22 protein-coding genes and 1 pseudogene are annotated in these 22,952 nt (G+C 44.9%); 12 read left to right on the top strand and 11 right to left on the bottom strand.

Translation table 11 applies throughout. The features are described from left to right. Nucleotides 1–27 precede the first annotated feature (27 nt). Together NFI80_RS04095 and NFI80_RS04090 are read left to right on the top strand one after the other, a co-directional pair. The gene (locus NFI80_RS04095; RefSeq protein WP_235164818.1) at nt 28–1,140 is read left to right on the top strand and encodes an Rv1355c family protein; all 1,113 of its coding nucleotides are present in this window, start codon (nt 28–30) and stop codon (nt 1,138–1,140) included. Between the two features lie 112 nt (nt 1,141–1,252). Continuing rightward, nucleotides 1,253–1,738, top strand: a complete 486-nt coding sequence (locus tag NFI80_RS04090) for a hypothetical protein (protein ID WP_235164819.1) — start codon at nt 1,253–1,255, stop codon at nt 1,736–1,738. Between the two features lie 59 nt (nt 1,739–1,797). On the opposite strand, the gene NFI80_RS04085 is transcribed toward NFI80_RS04090, so the two are convergent. The 6 genes from NFI80_RS04085 to NFI80_RS04060 form a co-directional block, all read right to left on the bottom strand. Next, nucleotides 1,798–2,817, bottom strand: a complete 1,020-nt coding sequence (locus NFI80_RS04085) for a hypothetical protein (protein WP_235164820.1) — start codon at nt 2,815–2,817, stop codon at nt 1,798–1,800. Nucleotides 2,818–2,833: 16 nt separating this feature from the next. Next, nucleotides 2,834–4,966, bottom strand: coding sequence for a T9SS type A sorting domain-containing protein (locus NFI80_RS04080; RefSeq protein WP_235164822.1), 2,133 nt, complete (start codon nt 4,964–4,966; stop codon nt 2,834–2,836). Nucleotides 4,967–4,996: 30 nt separating this feature from the next. After that, the gene (locus NFI80_RS04075) at nt 4,997–6,064 is read right to left on the bottom strand and encodes a hypothetical protein (protein ID WP_235164823.1); all 1,068 of its coding nucleotides are present in this window, start codon (nt 6,062–6,064) and stop codon (nt 4,997–4,999) included. Between the two features lie 113 nt (nt 6,065–6,177). Beyond that, nucleotides 6,178–7,458, bottom strand: coding sequence for a hypothetical protein (locus tag NFI80_RS04070; protein ID WP_235164824.1), 1,281 nt, complete (start codon nt 7,456–7,458; stop codon nt 6,178–6,180). Further along, nucleotides 7,445–8,029, bottom strand: a complete 585-nt coding sequence (locus tag NFI80_RS04065; RefSeq protein WP_235164825.1) for an RNA polymerase sigma factor — start codon at nt 8,027–8,029, stop codon at nt 7,445–7,447. The genes NFI80_RS04070 and NFI80_RS04065 overlap by 14 nt, the downstream gene beginning before the upstream one ends. Before the next feature lie 49 nt (nt 8,030–8,078). Next, the gene (locus tag NFI80_RS04060; protein WP_235164827.1) at nt 8,079–9,020 is read right to left on the bottom strand and encodes a hypothetical protein; all 942 of its coding nucleotides are present in this window, start codon (nt 9,018–9,020) and stop codon (nt 8,079–8,081) included. A gap of 144 nt (nt 9,021–9,164) precedes the next feature. Between NFI80_RS04060 and NFI80_RS04055 the strand changes: the two genes are divergently transcribed. Further along, nucleotides 9,165–10,067: a helix-turn-helix transcriptional regulator gene (locus tag NFI80_RS04055; RefSeq protein ID WP_235164828.1), complete on the top strand. Its 903-nt coding sequence runs from the start codon at nt 9,165–9,167 to the stop codon at nt 10,065–10,067. Nucleotides 10,068–10,124: 57 nt separating this feature from the next. Continuing rightward, nucleotides 10,125–10,580: an SRPBCC domain-containing protein gene (locus NFI80_RS04050; protein WP_235164829.1), complete on the top strand. Its 456-nt coding sequence runs from the start codon at nt 10,125–10,127 to the stop codon at nt 10,578–10,580. Between the two features lie 59 nt (nt 10,581–10,639). On the opposite strand, the gene NFI80_RS04045 is transcribed toward NFI80_RS04050, so the two are convergent. The 3 genes from NFI80_RS04045 to NFI80_RS04035 form a co-directional block, all read right to left on the bottom strand. Next, entirely contained in the window at nt 10,640–11,509 is an 870-nt protein-coding gene (locus NFI80_RS04045; RefSeq protein WP_235164830.1) for a manganese catalase family protein, read from the bottom strand. Nucleotides 11,510–11,587: 78 nt separating this feature from the next. Next, on the bottom strand, nt 11,588–12,088 hold the full coding sequence (locus NFI80_RS04040; RefSeq protein ID WP_235164831.1) for a 2'-5' RNA ligase family protein: 501 nt from the start codon (nt 12,086–12,088) through the stop codon (nt 11,588–11,590). A gap of 133 nt (nt 12,089–12,221) precedes the next feature. Next, nucleotides 12,222–13,136 (bottom strand): class I SAM-dependent methyltransferase, encoded by a 915-nt coding sequence (locus tag NFI80_RS04035; protein WP_235164832.1) that lies wholly within the window; start codon nt 13,134–13,136, stop codon nt 12,222–12,224. A 326-nt stretch (nt 13,137–13,462) separates the two neighbouring features. Here NFI80_RS04035 and NFI80_RS04030 point away from each other — a divergent pair, with 326 nt between their 5' ends. Then, nucleotides 13,463–14,404: a hypothetical protein gene (locus tag NFI80_RS04030; RefSeq protein ID WP_235164834.1), complete on the top strand. Its 942-nt coding sequence runs from the start codon at nt 13,463–13,465 to the stop codon at nt 14,402–14,404. A gap of 24 nt (nt 14,405–14,428) precedes the next feature. Here NFI80_RS04030 and NFI80_RS04025 read toward each other — a convergent pair whose 3' ends face one another. Beyond that, entirely contained in the window at nt 14,429–14,950 is a 522-nt protein-coding gene (locus NFI80_RS04025) for a nuclear transport factor 2 family protein (protein WP_235164836.1), read from the bottom strand. Between the two features lie 271 nt (nt 14,951–15,221). On the opposite strand from NFI80_RS04025, the gene NFI80_RS04020 reads away from it, so the two are divergent. The 5 genes from NFI80_RS04020 to NFI80_RS04000 all read left to right on the top strand — a co-directional run bounded on the left by NFI80_RS04020 (nt 15,222) and on the right by NFI80_RS04000 (nt 21,946). Further along, complete coding sequence (locus NFI80_RS04020) at nt 15,222–19,487, top strand: T9SS type A sorting domain-containing protein (RefSeq protein WP_235164837.1); 4,266 nt, start codon at nt 15,222–15,224, stop codon at nt 19,485–19,487. A 29-nt stretch (nt 19,488–19,516) separates the two neighbouring features. Beyond that, nucleotides 19,517–19,999, top strand: coding sequence for a DUF4385 domain-containing protein (locus NFI80_RS04015; protein ID WP_235164838.1), 483 nt, complete (start codon nt 19,517–19,519; stop codon nt 19,997–19,999). A gap of 235 nt (nt 20,000–20,234) precedes the next feature. Beyond that, nucleotides 20,235–20,726: a tetraspanin family protein gene (locus tag NFI80_RS04010; protein ID WP_252172098.1), complete on the top strand. Its 492-nt coding sequence runs from the start codon at nt 20,235–20,237 to the stop codon at nt 20,724–20,726. Nucleotides 20,727–21,052: 326 nt separating this feature from the next. Continuing rightward, nucleotides 21,053–21,322, top strand: coding sequence for a hypothetical protein (locus NFI80_RS04005; protein WP_235164840.1), 270 nt, complete (start codon nt 21,053–21,055; stop codon nt 21,320–21,322). Nucleotides 21,323–21,334: 12 nt separating this feature from the next. After that, complete coding sequence (locus NFI80_RS04000; protein WP_235164841.1) at nt 21,335–21,946, top strand: thioredoxin family protein; 612 nt, start codon at nt 21,335–21,337, stop codon at nt 21,944–21,946. 38 nt (nt 21,947–21,984) lie between these two features. On the opposite strand, the pseudogene NFI80_RS03995 reads toward NFI80_RS04000, so the two are convergent. Beyond that, a pseudogene (locus tag NFI80_RS03995) lies at nt 21,985–22,313 on the bottom strand (YnfA family protein). A gap of 187 nt (nt 22,314–22,500) precedes the next feature. Here NFI80_RS03995 and NFI80_RS25665 point away from each other — a divergent pair. Then, entirely contained in the window at nt 22,501–22,683 is a 183-nt protein-coding gene (locus tag NFI80_RS25665) for a MerR family DNA-binding transcriptional regulator (protein WP_374759669.1), read from the top strand. Further along, entirely contained in the window at nt 22,620–22,916 is a 297-nt protein-coding gene (locus tag NFI80_RS03990; protein WP_256565292.1) for a MerR family DNA-binding protein, read from the top strand. The genes NFI80_RS25665 and NFI80_RS03990 overlap by 64 nt, the downstream gene beginning before the upstream one ends. Nucleotides 22,917–22,952 lie beyond the last annotated feature (36 nt).

The raw sequence follows: 22,952 nt of genomic DNA, 5'->3' as shown, positions 1-22,952 counted from the left end.
CAAACCAAAATTCCGGACAGAATGTATATGGATACATTAACAAAGCCCCAAGAAAGGACTTCTGAGCGACTGGAAGATACATTCAGACCGCTTTTCTTTCGCCTGCGTCATTTGGAGGACAAAAAAAGGCTGGAGGTTCTTATGGAGCGGAACCCAGGCATTATGCTGTTTGACACTATTTACGATCAGCTTTTTGAACTTGTAAAAATTAAAAATCCCGCCATCAGGCTCAGTCCGGAACAATCAGACGCCGGCATACAGGAACACCTCGGCGGACTGACATTTCAGGAATATGGTGTTTGGGTGTATTATCCTTGGAGCAGGAGGCTGGTACATTTGCTTGATAATGAAGAATTTGGCAGGGTCAGGACCAATCGGAACAATTGTAAGATCACCCGTGAGGAACAACAATTATTGTCTACCAAAAAGATTGGCATCATTGGTCTGTCGATCGGGCATGCGGTTGCCATGACGCTGGCGACCGAAAGGTCCGTGGGCGAATTGCGGCTGGCCGATTATGATCTCATTGAACTTTCAAACTTAAACCGCATTCAGACCAGTACGCACAACCTGGGCATGAACAAGTCTGTTACTGCTGCGCGCGCCATTGCGGAAATCGATCCGTTTATCCAGGTGCGGATCTTCCGCAACGGGATTTCAGAAGGCAACATCGATGATTTTCTGACAGAAAACGGAAAGCTCGATATGCTCGTGGAAGTGTGCGATGGCCTCGACATTAAAGTGCTCGCACGGCACAGGGCACGACATTTTGAAATTCCGGTCGTTATGGACACCAGCGACCGGGGAATGATCGATATCGAGCGTTTCGACAAAGAGCCGCAGCGTCCCATCCTGCACGGCTTGCTTCCGGACATTGACCCCAGCAGTTTGAAAAACCTCTCAACACAGGAAAAGATACAAATTGTGGGAAAAATAATTAATACAAATGAAATTTCGGAACGTCTGAAAGCTTCGTTGCATGAGGTTGGAAAAACGATTTCATCCTGGCCGCAGTTAGGGTCCGCCGTTGCACTGGGCGGGGCGATCACGACGGACACCTGCCGCAAGATCCTGCTTGGGATGAATGTAGAATCAGGCCGGTTTTATGTTGATATCGACCGGATCATCGGGGCGGTATGATCATTATCGTTTTGTAAACTGACGACCATCACTTTTATCCGACCGATACTGATTTAGCTTTGCCGGAAAGCAGGTCACGCCTGCCGCAAACCTGTAACGCCAAAAAAGATCTATGAAAACTTGTATCGTCCTGATTTCCCTAGCATTGATTTTCCTAACCTCCTGTAACTCCGGGCCTACTGAAAATACAGGTCTTAACAGAAAAACATCGGATTCAGACAGCGTCTTCAATTCCTGCTACGCCTCCTTCGTCAAAAAAGACACGGTGCTGCTCAATGCACTTGTTTATGGAGACAGCATAAAGGGCAGCCTGGGTTACAAACTGTATGAAAAACAGCAGGATAACGGCCTGCTCATGGGAACAATGCACGGCGACACCATCTGGGGCCTGTACACATTCATGTCATCTGATTCTGAATATGTCAACGAAGTCACATTCCTCCGAAAAGACACATTACTCATAGAAGGCCGCGGCGAAAGAACATTCAAAGACGGCAAATTCGCCTTCAAAGACAGATCCAAAGTGCAATATTCAGGTGTTGCACTAGCCAAAACCGATTGCAGGCAATTGCCGGAACGGAATGAAGCAAAGCGTTAAAGTAAAGGCAAACCGCGGCCATGCGGTTTGCCTTTATTTTAATTTAAATACAACCTTAATTAAGGAGCTGCAACGAAGATAGATGTTGTTGTGGCGTTCTTGGTGCCGTCGGAAAGTTCGATCGGCGCGCCGTTTTTCCAATATTTGGCGATGCTTGTAACGCCGTTCAAACCAGCGCCGGAAACATAAATATCATTGCCGATGATTGTGATTCCCGTTGCTGCTACGCCGCCTGGAAGTGGTGTGGCGATGCCGTTTTTCCAAATGTTGGCGGTGTAATAATTGAGGCTGTCGCCGACATTTCCAACAATATAAACGTCGTTCCCTGCCACTGCAACGTCTTCCGCATTTGAATGATATGATGAAGGACTAAGGACGGTTTCAACGCCATTCTTCCAATATTTAGCAACAGTTCTATACTTTCCTCCCGTCGTGCCCACAACGTGAACGTCAGTACCCGATACGGCTATTCCGCTTGGGAAAGTCTGTTCAGTTCCATTTGTTAAGTCTACATCAACGCCGTTTTTCCAGTATTTAGCAACTGTATTTGCTCCTACGCCGTTGGAGGCAGTTCCGGTCACATACACATCTCCATTCGCTATGGCCATATCTCTAGCCCATCCGCTAAATGAATTGTTCAGACTTACGGGCACCCCATTCTTCCAATACAGGGCATAGTAACCACCCGCATCTGCACCGGAGCCCGCAACATATACATCACCGCCCGATAACAGCACTTTACTAAGAACAGACGGAGCATACTGGCCCGAAAGGGATTGCAAAGCACCATTTTTCCAGTATCTGGCATGGGCTGTCAATGTGCTGTCCCCATCCCAGCCTACCACGTGCACATCAGCACCGGAGGCAGCTATTGAAGTTGCCACGATCCCATTGTTATTTGACATCAGGTCCACCGCCTGTCCATTTCTCCAGTACCTGGCCGTGTTGTTATTTTCTCCGTACTGATAACCCGCCACATACACATCCGGTGTTGTAGGTATGACGTGATCTTGAAGGTTGCATGAAAAAGTGAAAAGGCCTGCGGCGCCCAATACCAGGTAAGTGTAAAATTTAAGCATGAGTATTATTTAAGTTTCAATTAAAAATAAGCTGTTTGGTTACTCTCTGGCCTTTGCCGGTTACCTGGATGATGTATTTGCCCGATGGCAGGTGGCCTGTATCCAGCCGCACCCTGTTTCCGAAAGAATCGGGCGAAACTGACTTTAAGGCCCTTCCTTTGATATCAAATAAGGTAACCCGCGCATCCTGAATGTCGTCCTTCGACTCAATATAAACGAAATTGTTCTGGACCGGATTGGGATACACGACGACGTCAGTTTTCTCAACTTCCGTGATCTCTGAGGATGCTTTGTCGGAATAGCAGCTAAGTAAATTATTTTCCAGGGTGTATGCAACTTTTGCCCGGGCAGAATACAGTCCGGTTTTCAAAATTTTGACCATTTCGGCAGTCGTGTCGCTCTCTGATCCCGGTCTGCTCCACAAAAATTGCACCTTATTGCCCTCGTCTTCAACGCGCGCCATGAGTGAAAAAGGGCCGGATGGCTCGATAACTGGCGGCGCAACAGGTGGCCGGACCATAAGGGAAGAAGTGACGGAATTTTCTGAAACACAGCCGTATACATTTTGTCCTTTTACATAATAATCACCACTTTCTTCCACCTTTGCAACCGTCCCCGTTGCAAATGGCGTTGCGGAACCTTCGCGATACCAGGTATACAGATCGGTTCCGTTGGAAATATTGAACTGAAATGAAGAATTGGCGCAGGCTTGCTGCTGGCCTTCTTCTACAATGCCTGGACGCGCAGGCTTAGGGTCGCTTTCCAGCACGACGACGGGCGTAAGAATTGAGTTTCCCGATGCGTCCCTGACGGTTGCACGGTAAGTTCCAGGGGAAGATATCTGAATCGTGTTGCCGCGCTCCCCATTGGTCCATTCATAGGATTGATAACCTGTCGGGAGCGAAACGGCAACTGCATTGTTTTCGGTAACGCAGCTGGTAGTGACCGTCGGCAGCTCTGCCGGATTGGCTGGCGTTACAGTTGAGAAAAAGTTGGCGTCCAGACTTGCATTCCATGCATTGGCCAGGATGGTTAACCCTTCTACACCTTCGAAATGCGTTCCATCGATCCGGTTTGGGACCAAAGGATCGGTTTCAGGCCCTGGATATGTTGGATTAAAGTCTGTATTCAGAACAGCATTCTGCGCCGCAATAATATCGGGATTGACTGAGGATGGTATTTCTTTCGCAGCGGACGCGCGCGATGTTCTGGCAATAACCCAGGTAATCCTTTTTCCGGTATCCATGCCCAGGCGATTCATGAGAAACTGCAAGTCGCGGCTGTAATTGGCCGAAGGTGTTTTGTATACAGCGTCCGTTTCTCCCTGCATCCAAAGCACTGCCCGGACCCCATATTGGTTGACATAGTTACGGGCAGCAATCCTCAGGTTGGCGTACGGCATATCCTTCGCATACACATGTCCGTATAAACTCGTAGTCGGGAGGCCGGCGGCACTTTCCGCCCAGTTTTTAATGGCTGTTCCCTCCCATGCAACATTGATGAATACAACGGGTACATCCAGATGCGCAACGAGCTGTTCACCTAGAATGCCCCAGCACCAGGCGGTTTGGCCGCGGGGCGACATTGTTTTCAGGTTACTGCTTATTTTTGAAAACGATGGCGGCACAGGATCAGTCAGCAAGTCGGGATACTGGCCGAGCTCGTCGTTTTCGTAGTTATCAATGTAGAGCACGCGGTCGTCCGTTGCGCCGGGAGGAGCAGGTTTGTCTTTAAGCCCTTGTGCATTAGATTGCCCTGCAATGATGAAAACCTCTCCCACCCCCATGCGTGTGAGAACGTCACGGCCTACCACGCTGCCATTGGTTACGCCCCTCACTTCCAGAGCGTACCAGCCTCCTTTTAGCTTTATATTCCCCATAAAAACGCCTCCCTGCGGCTTCTGTTGCAGCTCCTGCCACGGAATGTCTATTTCCTGGCCTTTGGCAACCGGGACTGCCCTTATTTCTATTTTATCAACCGGCACCGAGTACGTGCCGGAAACCGAAACGGTCCTCCAACCCTGAATATCCCTTTGATATACAGCCTGATAAACCGGCGACGTAATTTTAATTTGAGAGAAAACGACCGGCGAGATAAAAAGCACGAGCATCAGTGCTTTCGCCAGAACGCAAAGTATAGATTTATGCATTGGTATACTTAAAACTGTAGGGATTTTGATTTACTGCGGGGAGGAATAGGAATAATAAACGAGTGCTTTCTGCTCATTGTAATGCATGCTCCAGCGCTCACGGTTACTATTATACAGTTCGAATTCATAGCACTTGAAATTCTCGAACTCACTTTTAAAACTCTTGCCAAAATTCTGCTGGCTGTCCAGGTTGAAGCCGAAAAGATGAGATTGAGCCGCAAAAAGGTCCCGGAAATACTTGATTTCACTCGTTTTCAAGTTGGAAATCCACGAGAGCGTAGTGAAATCCGTGTTAAATTGTCTGATGCGGTTAAACTGAGGAATCGATATCAGATTACCATCCTCATCAAATCGCATCCCCGACAATCCGGTGACACCCAGGAAATTGACAGTAACTGAGTAGATTTTTGAACCGTCCGGAAAGATGCTTACCACGCATTCCATGAAAGTAAGCTCATTATTTTCCATAATGTAATCCCTGCTTGGCTCATTCAAATTTGTCAGGCTGTTCACGAAGGCGTGGTTGGGCTTGTGCCTCGAATTGATAAATTGCCGGATCTTTTCGGGAAGGTCATCGATGGATTTTGTGACGTAGGAAGTTTGTTGGTAAGGCCTGAGAATGACGCCGTACGCGCCACCTGTCAGCACATAATCCTTCCCATTCAGGTGATAATCATAGACATCTTCCTTATCCGGACCTCCCGCATAGTAAGATTCCACGACCCTGTGGTTGCTGATGCGGCCACCTCTGATAGCCAGAGTTTCAAGCTTCGCAAGTAGCGCCTCAGGAATTCCTTCGTCTGCCTGCCTGGCCGTGTTTAAAATGCCTGCATTGTTGACAACCGATTGGTAATTAGCGCCTTTATACCGAAAACTGAGTTGATAAACCTTGCCTGGCTCCAAAACCTTCATCTTCGAGATTTCCGCAGCGGGATATTTTTGGTAAATCATGTGCCTTGCGCTGCCGGGAACATCCAGATGGGGTTCAATTTTTTCGCGGCTGCACCTGCTGATGAGCACAACGAGCATAAAAAATGTAGCTACAACGAGCGTTTTAGAGCCTGATAGCAAGGGAACAGCCTGATCCTTAGCCTGCATTCGGAGGTGGAGTTGAGTTTTGTTATACAGACGCGATTTCCTTATGTAACCGCTGCTTCATCTCTAAAAAAATTTTAAAGAAATTCTCCCAATGCCGCTCAGGATAATCCGACTCAATTATTGAATTTCAAACCGAGCGAAATCCCAACCTGATTCGTCCTGATTTTTACATTTTCTTCTGCTGTAAGCATGCGAATGATGTTATATTCGAAGAAAGGTCCTATCAAAATGGTTGCTTTCGGGCCTGTAAAAATCCTTTTGCCCGCGGCTATTGTTGCTCCCAGCAACTGCTGATCCGAGCCCGAAACAGAACGGGAGTACTCCATTCCTATTTGCGCATACAGCGCGCCCAAAGGTTTTGTCTCGAAATCGAAATGCTTCCTGGCGGCCAGTCCTACGACGTCAAATGCGCTTTTTACAACACGGGCCGTGCCCAATCTTCGGAAATTGTAGCTTGCATTTGTCGGCACGGCGGTAAACTCTTCAAGTGCGTACACGAATTCCGTCTGATACTGCAAGTGACTGTAATTGAGCATCAATTGATAGCTTTTCACCTGCATCCCAACACCAATTTTATAACCAATGTTAGCAAGCGCGTTTGGGAAAGACACCTTCAAGATACGCGAATGGGTGTTCGGCAGCAGATAGACACTCTGCGATGTGTTTGTTCCCGAGAAATTAACAAGCATAGCAGGTTTCCAGGAACCAGCGGACTTCTTGTCAGCCACATTTTGCGGAATACTGTCCGGCGTGGTTGCTAGCAGAGGCGCTGTGATCATGGGCAGCGGCAATGCTGGATATTTCAGAACATGATGCAGGTCGAGTTCTGTTACATGAATGTTGCCGATATGAGTCGGGGCGACCGGCTTGCCGTAACCCTGGTCATCGGCGGAGGCAATTTGTTGGGTGTTAATTTTAGTATTCTGATGCAAATCCAATGTTCCGGACTGTGTTGCCGGGGACTGATTTACAGATTGAATTCTTGCCTTTTTCTTAACGGCGACGCGGTGTTCGGATACAACTTTGTGATCATCAATAATTGATGAGGGAGCTTCGGCAGTAGTATTTAAAACCGTTTCACTGCCCTGGTTTTTGACATTAATTTTTGCCTTATTTTGCTCAGGTAGTGCTTTGGGAGTAACATTTCCGGTTACCGGCTTTGTTGAGACAGCGCCTATTTCTTTCCGGCCAGCATTTACATACCAGAGCGAAAGCACCACCATAACTGCCAGAAGGCCAAATGCAGCCCATAAAGGTTTGCGGCTTGGCTTATGGCCCAGTTTGTTATAAATGCGCTCGTCCAGAGATGCCCCGGGTTTTCGCTCAAAATTTCCAAGCGAGCTTTTCAGCGCATTTTTTATAGCATCATTTAATTCATCATCAGAGGATTTCATGCTGCTTGATTCCTTTTTGTTCTAATAATTTGAAAAGTAAGTTACGTCCGCGTGCCAATTGTGAACGGGACGTTGCCTCCATAATTCCCAGCATCCGGGCGATTTCAAAATGCTTATAACCGTCGATAAAATAAAGGTTTACCACAATGCGGTATCCGTCCGGAAGTTCATTGATCGTTTCCAGTAAAATTTCCACGTCCATCCGATGCAAGACAGCGCTGTGATCGTCCACCTGCCATTCCATTTCTACATTTTCATAGGAGCTGCTCAGGATTTCTTTCCGCGTAACCTGATTATAGTAATCGATCGCATGCCGGATCATAATGGTTTTCACCCAGCTGTCGATGGATTCGGGGTTCGAGATCTCTCCTATTTTGGAGAAGATCTTCATGATTCCTTCCTGAAATATATCCTCGGCTGCGGCAACGGTTTTGGCATACCGCACGCATATCCCGAGCAATTTCCCTTTGTACCGATCATAAAAAACAACCTGAGCCCGTGAATCCTGCCGTTGGCAGGCCCTCACAAGCTCGGTCAGGTCCGTCTTTAATTTCGATCTAAAAAGGGCCATTCAGTAGTTCTTAATAATCCGCGCTGTTTGGCCTGAGAATAATATCCAACTATTTATAAACATAGGATGAATATTGTTCAAATATCACCTCCCCGGAATTTCCATTCACAAAGACTTCATGGGTTTCACTAATGAAATCACGCGTGCCTTCGGGGCCGCTTTTTCTTTGAAAAACATATCTGATACTACTCAGATCATTATATTTCGCTTCGAAAGCCAGTGTGTTAGGCACATTGAAATCTGTAAAACCTCCCTTTATTTTATCAAATAGCTCGGCGCTGCCTACCTCATCATTTCGCTTGTCTTCCAGCGCCGACCCATCCGAATTTTTTGCGATCCACTTCACATTGCCCTCCTGGTCAAAAAAAATGGGAAACAGTGCTGCTTCGGGATGGATTATGTAAGTCTTTTTATTTGCCTGATCTTCATTGACGACTATTTGGGTACTATCAATGTCAATTTTGGCCTGACTACAAAAAGACGCAATTTTTTCCGGCACCTCGGAAAGCTCCACCGTATATGACTCCACCGGATAAGGCGCGCTGAGTTTTACAATGTGCCAGTCGGCAAGCACATAATAGTTTAAAAGCTGAGCCTTTCCGTTCAGCATGTACTGCATCCGCGCCGCATTATCGCCTGCATTTTCCCGCAATTGTACATTGGAAAGTGTCCCTCCCGAAACTACAAGCTTGTCTGTCAAGCCTTTGTAAAGACTTACATCATTCGTATTGATGAACACATCACCCGAAATAGCTGAGGGGCTTACCTGCGTTTCATATGAATTAGCGCGGCTAAAAAACTTCGCTTTCCAAAGTTGATCCTGAATAAGCGTTTTGAAAACGAACTGCCCGGCATCCGGGTAACGCGTCTTGATCGCGGAAATAGCAGTTTCGGGCACCACTTCCGTATCCGGCTCTTGTACGTCCACAACATTGTTGCAACCGAAAGTAAATGCTGTAATGAAGCAGAGCAGTAAAATTTTCTTGTTCATTGAAAATTGTTATACAAGATTTTTAGCCTTCCAAGGTATGACTGATTATCGCCTGAAAACGCTGCTTGTAAACTTACATTTTTTATTTTAGCTGCAAAAAGTCAGTGAGGCAGTGCAAAATAATTAGCAGATAACAAGGCAATCATGGAGGAGCTAACGCAGGAATTGGTTAACGAAACGGGGAAATTTAGAAGCGTTTCCTGGTGCACGGATGATTTGAGGGTAAGCCACAATATATCACAATATCAAGGATCTGAACGTATCCCGATCAGCAGGCGTGATGATGTGGTGCGATTACATTTTGGATTGAAGGGGGATTATCAATTTACCCACCAGCAGCTAAACAAACGCTTTGATCTGGTTGGCAGCCACCAGAATATGATGTATTCGGAGGGTTTCGACATTATTTTAGAAAATAAAACCCCGCAGGTCGAAACGTTCGGGATACAGTTTTCGAAAGCTTCTTTTATTTCATTTGCCCAAAATGCGGATAATCAGCTCGAAGATTTTTGTGAGGCTGTCATATCCGGCAAAAGTATAATGCTTAGCAAGAATTGGGGCAGTATTAATCCGGCTATTGAAAATGTGATCCGGCAGGTCATTCATTGTCCATATAGCGGCGGCATGAAGCAAATCTTCATTCTTTCGAAATGCCTGGAACTATTGGTTCTCTCAGCGGAGTCGTCATTGAAAAACGCAGGAAAGCGGGCGTATGTGCTGACCAGGCAGGATAAAGAAAAAATCATCGCCGTTCGTGATCTGATCAATGGGCGATTAGAATCGCCGCCGACATTGTCTGAAATCGGAAAGCTTGTTGGCATGAATGAGTTCAAGTTGAAACATGGCTTTAAGGAAATGTTCCAGACTACGATTTTTGGATATCTTACTGACCAGCGACTTAATACGGCTTTTCAATATCTGCGGGACACGCAAAAGACCGCAGCCGAAGTAGCTTTTGAGCTAGGTTATGCAACTCCTCAGCATTTTAATAATGCTTTCAAGAAACGATTTGGCGTAACTCCCAATTTGGTTAGAAACAATCCGTAATTGGCAATCCGGGACGCTACAATCTGCCTATCATTGCAAAACGAAAAATTTAGCCATATGGACCAACCACTTTTTGTAACCAACTCAATAACGATCAATGCCCCCGCACCGGCAGTTTGGGATGCGCTGGTAAACCCAGAGAAAACGAAACAATATATGTTTGGCTGTGAAGCTATATCGACCTGGCAACCGGGAGACGAACTACTCTGGAAAGGCGTAGCAGACGGACAGGAAGTTGTTTATGTAAAAGGGAATGTTGTCAGCATAGACCCGGGCAAGCGTTTGGAATACACAACTTTCGATCCCAATGATGCCAGTATGGAGGATGTTGCTGAAAACCACCTGCATGTAATTTACGAGCTGCGGGAAGAAAATGGTCAAACAATATTAACCGCGAGTCAGGGAGATTTTGCAACAGTAGCAAGAGGAAAAGACCGGTACGAGGAAGTTTTCAACGGAGGTCTGGGATGGACACCCATGCTGGAAAAGATCAAGGCAATGCTTGAATCTTAGATTGATAAAAAAAGGGATGGCCAACAATGTTAGCCACCCCTTTGAAACAACAAAACAAACTATCCAATGATATCCTTCACCTTATCAAAAAAGTCGGCGTCCGGTTTTACTCCCTGTTCAATTTGACCGTGGACTTCTTTGTCACCGGGTGCCAGGGAAGGCATTCCGCCTGTGGGAACCGCTTTTTCAAAAGTAAAGATGCCTTTGCCATCGATTGAAGTCCCTTCGGTCCAGCGCCCTCTTGCATTTGTATTTCCGTCCACGCTCGTGCTAATGAAACTGTAAGCCACGTTTTCGTTTTGAAGGTTCGAAGGGAAACTGTTCGGAATCGGATGGGTATCCGGGCCAAGTTCTTCAAGCACCGCCATCCACTGGTTTTGGTGCATCGTGTCCCGGGCGATGAGGAACGCGAGCATGTCTTTCATTCCCGAGTCATCCGTCATTTCGTAAAGCCGCGTAGCCAGCACCCGGCCTGTTGCTTCTGCCATTACATTGGCGTGCATATCGGCTGCAATGTTGCCGCTGCTCACAACCCATGAACCGTTGAAAGGAACGCCGTTAGCGTCCGTCGCCATCGCGCCTAGTCCGCCTGAAAGAATGTGACGCGGATCGCGACCACCCATCACCGCTTCCACCATCGGGTTGGCTTTCGCCATTTCGTCTTTCAATGCACTCGAAGAGCCTTCCAGGTTCAAGCAAACCGCCGTCGCCAGCATTTCGATATGCGCGATTTCTTCCGTTCCGGTTTCCATCAGCATATCCCTGTACTTTTGAGGCCCGCGTGAGTTCCATGCCTGAAACAGATATTGTAAGCATACCCGTATCTCCCCTTCTATCCCACCGATCGCCTGCTGAAGCAGCTTCGCAAATTGGGGATTGGGTTTGTCAACCCTCACATTGTACTGCAGTTTTCCATCATGATAAAACATACCAAAAAAATTTAAGGTTATAGAATGGCGAGCGGGCGTATAAAAACTATACCAGAAGCGTATGAATATCAGAAACCGCTAGCCATTGAAACGATAAGTCCTGAGAAACTCCCACGGCCCGCCAAGATATCTCCACAAGTGCACGCCCCCGGCAGCAAAGCTGAATGGTTCGAAGGTCGCCCTGAGCTCGGCTTGCAAGCTTTTGGCAACAGCAGGCTCCACCTTGTTCTGGACAGTGATATGGAAATTCCTTTTCTGTTTATCCTGATTAGTAAGCACCTCCTGATAATGTGTTTGCAAATTCCGGTGAAGCAAGGCCAACTCGGGTGACACAATCTTAAATGCCGTCCCACCGCCGAGCGACATTACCTGATCGGCCTTAACCTCGAACGCGACCTGACTTCCCGTAAGCATTTGCATTTTTTCAAAGATCCACGCTTCGTCGGGCAAGGCGTTGAACAAAGTCAGATGGGCATTCAGATGATTCCTTTCCTTCGGAAAATGCCGCATCCGCAAATCGTCAAAATAAGCCTGTGCAGCCGGGTCGATGGATAGTGTGGCTACTAACGGTGGGTTCATTAACTCAGTTTCAGGGTTTGGAAAAGCGACTGAATTGGACATACGCAAATACCAGGAGAACTAACGTTCTCATTATCAACTAGAGCAATTGAGATGCATCCGCCAAACAATCGAGGAATAATTTTCCTTACAATCAATACTTTCTTAAATATATACTTCCTCCACGTCCGTGTTGATTATAGTTTAGCATATTTAAAAGTATCCCCTGCTTGTGGAAAGACTGCATGAAGTCGTTAAAGAGGATAATTTTATATTGGCTTTGGTGAGATAAAAAAGCACGAAGTATATAAGCTTCATTCCAACCAAACCGTCCGTTTCCATAAATCACCCATTCTTTTGGATATTCAAACGGATAAAATATGTCATGAATATGGATAATAACACCACTTTTAAGTATTGGAAAAATATTAAACAATAAGTAATTCACATCACTTCCTGTTTTCGACACATGGGTAGAATCAATAAATAATATATCATCCTTTTCCAGCTGCTCAAAGTATTTGGTATCAACGTCCTGTAAATCGCTCACTATAACGTCTGTATTTTTCCTTTCACTATGTTTCAAAAGTGAGTGCAAGCGATCCGGATATGGCTCTATAAAACTTAATTTCATGGCATTGTCAAAAAAACGCTCATTAACGTCCAGCATCACGGCTGAAGAAAATCCGGAACCAACTTCAATTATTTTTTTAGGATTAAAATGACGAATCATAAAATATAAGGAGGTGGCGTCCGCGTGTCCGAAGTACTTATTGTTATAATAATAACGTCCTCCGGAATTAATATTGTCAGAAAATGCTAACTCCTGATAATAACTATTGAAGCAATAAGTAATTAGCGCAATTTGCTCTTCTTCGGCCAAATCTAATCCCTCCAACTTGTTACAAGGCAGAGGATATACCTGTTGCTCTCTACGTTTAATATCTTTTACTGAAACGATTGGGCTATAATAGTGTCCAGCAGGAACCCTCGTTCTATAAGTATTGAATTTACGAACCCATTTTCCTAGGACAGGAAGGTTTTTTACTACTTCTTTTAGTTGAGACATAGAGTTTGAGTTATATAGTACTTTTTGAAAACCTACTCCTACAATTAAATAAAGTCTGATAGAATGAATCAAGTATCCGGCAGTAAGGAACAGTAGTCCACTTTATAATTATAGTATTAAAGCAAGTTATATTATAAATATATGAACACTCGTATATTCTTAGTTAACGGTAATTTTTACAAGTCGCCGACGGAACTTAGGAGCGCTTTGTGAAACAATCAAAAAATGAGGATAGTGAGCTTGGTCTTGTTCTGGGTTCATTATCTTAGTGCACAGAAACCTGGTCGATCTGCTACGACAAGCCCAATTACATTCATTCCAACATTATGATTCATCGGTTTACCATCCTGATCAGCCTTTTTCTGAATATTTGTGTCGCTTACGGACAAGTGACAATCACCAACATTTCCACACCGGAACATATACCCGTCGCCGGAACAAAAATAAGTCTCATACCACCGAAGGGCTTTGAGAAGGCAGCTAATTTCGCTGGCTTCCAGCAAACACAAAGTGGATCGAGTATAATGGTTATGAGTATTCCGGGTCACTTTGAAAAACTTCGCGCGGGATTAACGAAGGAAGCATTTTTAACCCAGGGCGTTGAAATCAGCGAAATTGAAACGCTTAAACTAAATGATATGCCGGCAGCATTTTTCACCGGCACGCAAAACGCGCACGGAAATGTATATACCAAATTCATTCTTTGTTTCGGAAAAGATGACGAATCTGTCATGATCAATGGTGCTTTTCCGCAGAACTTACAAGAAGTTGGAAAGGGAATCAAGCAAGCAATTCTTGGCGCATATTTCGATGCCGACAGAAAAGTAGATCCCTTTGAAGCGATTGATTATGAAATAAGTACTACCGGAAGCAAGTTAATTTTTGCGAAGAATGTGGCCAATTCATTGATTTATACCATGGATGGGAAAGTTCCGACCGAATTGGCAGATCGGACTTCCTATATTCTCACGAAGTCGTTTTCAAAAATGGAAATTGAAGACAAAAAGCTCTACTGTTTGAACCGTGCGAAACAGCTATATCCGGAGATCAGAATAGATTCAGTGGGTCAGTTAAGCGTTGACGGCATTGCGGGCTACGAATTGCTCGGCACTGCTAACAACAAAAAATTTGATCAAGAAGAGAAAGTCTATATGGCAATCCTGTTCAGCGACAATCTGTATTATATAATGATCGGCTCTTCAAACAATGATATGGCAAGCAACATGCAAAACTTTAAATCAATAACGAAGTCATTCAAACGTAAATAAATTTTTCACGACTGTTTACACATCTTATTGCTTGTTACCTTCCAGTAGCCAGCCTGCATATGCAATTTTCCACTGCCCGTTGTGTTTTTCCAGAAAACGGGTTTCCCGGCTGAGCCCAGGCATATCCAATAACGGCTCTCCTGTATCCGTACCATACTGATCAAAAGTGACCCAGGCGGCATCCTTAAAGATTCTGACATTGATGTTTTCACGCCGAACATTCTGTGGGTTGGGCTTAGGAAAGTCCTTCATGTACCCTTTGGTTCTACTATCTCTTTCCTCCCATCCTTTAACTACGGTAACCCCGCCATCTTTCCACCAGCCCATTGTACGGATATAAGGTGCATGTACCCAGCAAGCTGCCCACTTGTCATATTCCTTGTCCCAGAAGGCTTTGGACTCTGTGTCGATCAGCTGTAAAATCTGTGTCTGCTCTTTGGCGTGGTCAATTGCCAGGGGTTGTGTTTCCTTGCTGATAGCCGCCACGTACAGACTGGCTACAAAGAGTAGAATGATAATGAATTGGATGCTTGTAATTTTCTTCATAATAATTGATGGATTTAAAAAGTTTTCTTTTCCTCTTAGCAGTAATTATTGCTTGGCCTCTTATTTAAGAACAAATTTAGGCTTGGCCTGGCCACGAAAAAGTAAACGTATGTTAACAATTATAAAAGATTATAAAATCAAGAGGACGTATGCTACGCAGATTAGTGTCCAAAATTACCGGCAGGTAAACGAAAAATGTGGATGGTTGCTCAGGCTGGATAATATTCCGATAAATTATTACTTTCATGGGAAATTGTAACCAACCTCTTACATGTTGAAACTTTACGCATTATTAAGCTTAATTATTTTATTATCCTTCTCAAACGTTTCTGCCCAATCCCCCAATATTCTCATCAATAACGACAACTTTTCATGGTCGGGTTGCCTGGGAAGCACTTATCGGTTGCCGATAATAACTACCGGCACTTTTGCCGCCGGAAATAAATTTTCTGTTCTGGTTCGCAAATCTTCTTCTCCGGCAGTAATCAAAGAAATTGCAGCGGTGCTGAATGATGGCTTTTTGGAATTTGTGTTTTCGGATTCACTGCTTTTCGCAAATACTGATTTACAACTGAAAGCAGTATCCTCAGCTCCCAAAGTGGAAAGCGCGTGGTCCAACAGGCTTGCCATTAATAGTAAAGGCACCATTACATTGAACAACGCGACCATTTCCGACACATTGAATAAGTTTGACCAGGTCAACATCAAATTTACCGGTTACGGTGCTGGTCAGATTAATGTAACGCTGGATGATAGCAGCCACTTTTCCATTTATCCGAATGGGCTAAACTTTGTATCAGAACAACCGCTTCGAGTTTCGAAAACTGAGCCTTACAAAATTGCGCATGCTGAAAACGTGTGCGGCGCCATGAAGGTAAGTGGAAGTTATCTGGCGAAGATCAACAGCACTTCGGTCAGGACGATTTCATTTGCACCGCAATCGGTTTGTGAAAATGGGGAGGTGAATGTTACGATTTCAACTTCGGGAACTTCCCTAACCGCTCAGACAAAATTTAAGCTACGATTTACGGAGGCTATTTTCAACGAAAAACCTAAAGTAGCAGAAGTCGCAGCGACGCTCAGCAATAATGTACTTACCGCGAAAGTTCCGGCCCAATTCGGAGTTGAAACTTTGAATGAAGTTTACATTCAGGTTGTTACCGACAATCCAGCCACTGTAAGTTCGCGTACGAGTGAAAGGTTATTCATTTGGGCATCACCCTCGGCTTATTTCAATACGCAAAGCAGCACTATTAATTTTGGAGAACCGGTCCAGCTGGATGTTCGGGTAAAAGGTATACCTCCATTTACGGCTGAACTAACCAATGGTGCCACGGTGAGCTCACCCAATTCCTCGCTTCAATTCTATTCGGTTCCGATGAAAGACGAATCTTACACATTGAAATCAATGTCATCGGGCTGCGGGAAAACAGAAATAAAGGACATTCAGACCGTCGAGATTAAGGTCCGGCCCGGCATCCGGATCGATGAAGACAAGACACCTCAAATCTTATGCGCTGGCGGGAAAGGCAAGATCAAGTTTTCATCGAATGCATCGCTGACCGAGGCGACGCGATTTTCCATCAGAATGACTAATGGTGTAACGGGCGAAACGTCGATCCTGCCTGCGTCGCGATCGGGTGATTTTCTGGAAGTGACGCTGCCACAAAACGCGCAGGGATACAGAAGTTATGTTTACCAGATTATCACTAATAATCCGGCTATGGAGTCTCAGCAATCGCATTTTATCACCGGCCAGACAATTCCTGATGCACAGTTTTCAGGATATAATTTTAAATACAATTATGACATTCCTTCCGACGCAAAACTCAGTTATATTCTCACTGGCGGTGCTCCTTATTCGGTGGAATATGCGGATGGTTCGGTTGTGACATATCCCAATGACGGCGACATTATAACGCAGGAAATGTTTTTGAAAGAGACTACTGTTTTTAAAATCAAGTCGATAAGCAATACTTGTTTCAAAAATGAGAATGTAAGATCGGCCCGTTTGACAGTAACGCCTTCACAAAATCCCGGCATTTACCTCGAACCTGTGAAAAGGGCGATTTGCAATAATGATAGTCTAGAAATTGTTTTTGGAACCGTGGGCACATTCAATTCTGGCAATAAGTTTACTATTCAGGGACACACTAATTACTCTGAACTTCAAAACATCATTACCGTAGACCATGCTGGAAAATTTAAAATAAAAATGACTACGCAATCCTTTTATGAAGCGAATGCAGGCATACGGATCGCTTCAACAAACCCTGTACTATTTACAGAAATACGTCCATTCAGCGTTCAGGAGAAGCCTACAAATTTTTCTGTTTACCCGCCGTCCAAACCAGAAGACCCATATAGGATCCTGGAAACGGATGTTCAGCCCCGTTTGACTTTCTCATCGACTTCTCCTTCTATCTCAAAAATTGTTTACACTGAAAACGGGGTGGAAAAAACTTTTAGCAACCTTGATCCAACTCCAACTGCAGTATACATGCCTATTTCGCCAAAATCGGGCGAGCTTACGACTTACGAAATCAAATCGGCAACTAATGTATGCGGAACCGCGGATGTAAATTTAAAAACCTACGTTGCCAAAATGCCTTACCGGATATCCATTTCGATATATAACAGCATGCTGAAATTCTGTGCAGGCACTCCGATTCAAATGCCTTTCGGCATCCTGGAAGGTACCGCCTCCGATGCCACATTTTCACTACAAATGGGCAGTGAAGGTTCTTCGGACTATCAAACATTGGTCAGTGGAGTGAAAGACCGGATTTTGAAAGGCGTTATCCCGGCAACAACGCCGGCAGGCCCTTATTACGTCAGAATTGTTTCTTCGGATGGGAGTATTTCCGATTTGCTGCACATTACTATTACAACACCACCTACTGCGACCTTGCGGGCACAAGACCAAAGCGGGCCCATATTGGTCAATGCTGGCGAACCCGTGCGCCTGGAACTGATCCTGACCGGCACTTCGCCATGGGAAACTACTTGGACCGATGGCAGATTCAACCTTTTTTCGTCAGATAATCTGCAAATAGTGGATGTGCGCCCAAGCAGAAAGCAAGAGTTCGCAATTAGCTCAGTAAGTAATGAATGCGGATATGGTACTACATCGGGCTCCGTGGCCGTTTCGGTGAAGCCAAAACTTATCGTGTCTTCCTCATCGAGCAGTGTATGCGAAGGCAGTAAGTTTAAGCTAAATTACGAACTGCTCGGCGAAGTGGACATGGCTGACGACTATATTCGTTTTCTGCTTGTTAACCAAAGTACCGGAGCCATACAGACGCTGGATTCTGTGAAAACCGTTTCAGGAACAATTAACCTGCAAATACCAAAAGTGCTGCCAGGAAGCTTTTATGAGTTGCGTGTTACCGCCAGGAAGTATTCTCTATTCGAACTGGTACCTGTTTACGTGGCCATTCTTCCAGATCTTACAATAAAAGGAAACACAACGATCAATAGCGGGGAAAGCGCACAGCTGGCACTAAAATCCAACAGGCAAAATTTTGAAAGCGTCCAATATACACTGTCAGACGGCACGACCGGTAACGCCACGGGATCGCTTGGGGCGGTGTCTTATGTACGGGTTTCTCCAAAGCAAACCACCACATATACGCTTACATCTGTGACAAATGCCTGTGGAGCAGGCCAGGTGAGGGGGTCGGCTGTTGTGGAAGTGAACCCTCCCGCGACAAGGACGGTGAGCGTGACCAACTGGTCATCCCTAACCAGTGCCGGATTCTGTACCGAGGATACGATCAGCGTTGAATATAAAACGACCGGAACATTTTCAGCCGACAACAAAATGACAGTCCAGATTTCGGATACAACAGGACGCAACTGGCGGAACATTGTGACCACGGGAGCGGGAAATCCTTTGACAGCCACACTTCCTTTAGACTTGTTTCCAGACAAACAATACAGCTTACGAATTGTAGCGTCGGACGGCGGCACGGCCAGCGGCGCCTACGAATATCCACTTACGGCGGGCAAAAAGGCGAGAGCGAAATTCGCCACGGAATCCGTTATTTATGACGGCAAGACCAATCCACGTGTTAAGGTTTTGCTGGAAGGCGGTGCGCCGTGGACTTATCATTATGGAACTTCTGTTCAGGACCTGTATCGTCGGACATCCAACCCTGTCGATGAGATTGAGCTATATAATGCCTCGGCAAATCAATTTTACATGTTGTTTCAAGTTTACAATAGTTGCGGTACGGGTATTATTGATAATCCGGCAACTGTCAGGATTGAAGTAATCACAGCCACAGAACCCCAAGCGAACTACCTAAAAGTCACCGTTTCACCGAATCCTACACAGGATTTCCTTCAACTTGCGTTTGAGTCGGGTGAAGAAAAGCGCATCCAGTTAATCGATCTGAATGGCCGTACACTTCGCACTTTTTCCACAAAGCAATTGACTGAAACTATGGACCTTCAAATGCTTTCTGTCGGGATCTATATTTTAAACATTGATTCAAAAGGTAAAAAAAGCACATTCAAGGTCGTGAAAAGATGAAGTTAGTTGGCGCAAAACCTACACCGTTAATGGCAGATAAACCGTCTTACCTGGATTTCAATAATCAAGCTTACGAGTGGAAGCCTGATATCGATTACAAAAAACAGCCGGAACTTTATCGGGTTGGAAAAGGTGAGCAGGGTGTATTGATTTGTGAACCTTACAAATCCGAAATAGGAAAACATTGGCGATTCAAAACAAAGGCAATTGCTGAGGAAAGCAGCAACAAAATTTATGAACTGTTTTTGGCTTATCTAAAAGGTGACGATTTTGTGGGAGCAGATATGGCTCGTAAATATTTACAAATGGGGTTTACCAGGGCGCGGCGTTACGCCAATTATAAAGGAGGAAAGAAATACGATAAAGACAACGATTATGCGCTGCTCGAAAAAGGCACCGGGCAACAAGAGAAAGCGGAGGCTGCTGCGATATTTTATTCCAAATGGAAGAAGGCAGAAAGCAATGAACAGTATACGCAATTGAAAAAAGAATGGAAAAGCAAACTGGGCTGATTCAAAATTTGAATATTGCATCAAAACCGGCAGATGAAGACAATACTTAAAAGTGAAAAGCTGATTCTCCGGCACGAGCCCGGCAACGGTGCCTGGACGTATCATCTGGTAATACCGAAACAAAAAGTTGGCTTTACTCCGAGTGAATATAGAATGATGAATTAGATAAAAACTGCGATTTTCCCTCATCCACAAAGTAATCGCTGTATTCCCTCATAAGTATCACAGGCAAAAAATGCATCAGGCATCACATTTACGCTTAACAGTGGACTATACTCCATGGTTTATCTTTGTCAAAAAAGACATGAAAACACTGGTGATTAGCGGGCTCTTCTGGCTGATGTCCATGACCTGCTTCGGACAAAAAACCAAGGATATGGAACATACTGCAAAATTAAAACAGAAAATCGCTCTTGCATGTAAGCTGACAGATAAAGATCAAATCAAGCGCATGCAGCAGTTGCATCAGACACTCTTTAAAAAAATTGATAAAACTATTGAAAGCCCAACCAGCTACGAGCTGGTCTTTGACCATCCGGACAGCACCCTGAGTAAAGACCTTTTTGACTTCATTCAGTTTGAGCGTTTATGTTGTCCATGGTTAAATTTTCAATTGACCTACGAGCCAGGCGATGGACCTGTTTCGCTAAAGATGGGCGACTCTGCCGAAACCAAGGAAATGGTATATTTGGTCATGGAGCTGGACAAGTTGACCCAAACCCGTTGAGCATTTCCAGGAAAAGGGTAAATGCCTATCTTTATCTGAAATTCAATCTTATGAAGTCAGCAGCGTACGACATGATTTCACAATCATTCAAAATTCCGTTTATGGTTTCTAATCGTAACTGGCTGTTGCTCCTGTTATTTATTATGATAGGAAAAAACAGCTATTCGCAGCAAATAAGAATCATCAAATATCCGGAGCTTCAACAGATCCTGGATCAAACAAGTGATTCCATCCTTGTTGTCAATTTCTGGGCAACCTGGTGTGCTCCCTGTGTGGCTTAGATACCGCATTTTGAAAAGGTGAGCACTAAATATTCCTCAAAAAAGGTGAAAGTCATCCTGGTGAGTCTGGACGCTGTTACTTCACTCAAAAAGAAAGTTGAACCCTTTGTTGCCAGGAAAGGCATTCGCGCGGCCCAAGTCCTTTTGCTGGACGAGACTGACTATAATGCTTGGATTGACAAAGTGGCTCCCGAGTGGTCTGGCGCTTTGCCGTTCACGTTAATTATCAACATGAAGTCAAAAATAAAAAAAGGCTTTGAGAGGCCTTTTACCGAAGCTGAGCTTGTTGCTGAGCTGGATCCGTTTATAAACTAAAATTACGAAGACATGAAAAGATCATTCTTTTTACTGGCAATCATATCATTTTTTACGCTGGGCGCATTTACATATGAGCCTGGCTATCAGGTTGGAGACAAGGCCATGAATTTTTCGTTGAAGAATGTCAACGGCAAAATCATCTCGCTTGGTGAGGACAAAAGCGCAAAAGGGTACGTTGTCGTGTTTACCTGCAATACTTGCCCTGTTGCGCAAGCCTACGAACAACGGGTGGTTGATCTTAATACGCAATTTGCGCCAAAAGGCTATCCTGTCATTGCCATCAATGCCAATGATGCACAACTCTCACCAGGTGACAGTTATGATGAAATGAAAAAAAGATCCAGCGAGAAAAAGTACGCTTTCCCTTATCTGATTGATGAAACCCAAGAAGTGGCTAAAACATACGGTGCTAAGCACACTCCAACTGTTTTTGTTGTCCAGCGGCAGGAAAGTGATTTCATCATCAAGTACATCGGGGCAATTGACAATAACGCCCAAGATGGAGAACGGGCGAGTCAAAAGTACGTTCAGAACGCAGTGAACGCATTATTGGCTGATAAGCCCGTAGCCATTCCGACGGCGAAAGCAATCGGTTGTGGTATCAAGTGGAAAAAGGCATAAACGAGGGCGCCCCGATGATGGGGCGCTTTTTTCTAACACTATTGCCGGGGAGCATAGTAAATAATGCAAACACCAATCAACGCGATTGCAGCTCCGATCAGATCATATTTGTCTGGTCTGAAACCGTCAACCTGCCAGGCCCATATAAGTGCCATTATAAAAAAATGCCGCCATATGTGGCATAAACCCTGCCAAAGCCAGCCGGTTGAGATGTAGCGACGACGCCATACAGGGCTAAAATGATTCCGCCCAAAATCCCAAACCAAAGCGGCTTATCTTCTTTCAGCCATAGCCAAACCAGGTAGCCGCCTCCAATTTCACAGAGTCCGGCCAAAATAAAAACCAATAGAGACTTTAAAACAACCATCTTGAATTAGTTAGCAGAAGCTTGACCTGCTCCGCACGGTTTAGATTTAAAATTGCAATCTGTCGAGCAGGCAAAGATACCTAACCCAGCTATCCAAATTCTCGTTCTATTCTTCATAAGAGTTTTTAAATTGTAAAACTAAACGGTAGAGTATAGTCCACTGTCAAGAATTTAAGTCAAAAAATATATGCTGATTGGAGAATTATCTAAGCAAACCGATTTATCCCGCGACACAATTCGCTTTTACGAAAAGCAGGGACTAATCGCTGTAGGTCGAAAAGAGAGACGATTCAATAACTACAAAGAATACTCCGAACACGTGAGAGATTATTTCAGATCAAACGAATTAAAAGCTTTGGTTTCACGCTAAACGAAACGGCAGACTTTTTAACGATGATCGAAAATAAGGAGGCTTCCTGCGGTAATGTTTCGGCGAAGATTTCTGAAAAAGTAAGTCTGATCGATCAAAAAATTATGCAGCTCATCGAACTCAGGGCTCTAATGCAGTTAGGCGTACAAAATTGCCTGACCTGCTGCACGCCGGAAGATGACCGTGAAAATTGCCCCATGCTCACGACCGACCTTATATCTGAAAGAATGTAGGCCTACTGTGGGCGCTGAGATATGAACCGGATATCT

Origin of the sequence: Dyadobacter chenhuakuii (assembly GCF_023821985.2) — a bacterium.
Taxonomy (GTDB): Bacteria; Bacteroidota; Bacteroidia; order Cytophagales; family Spirosomataceae; genus Dyadobacter; species Dyadobacter chenhuakuii.
Note: the sequence above shows the minus strand (reverse complement) of the source record. Positions and strands in the feature narration are given on the sequence as shown.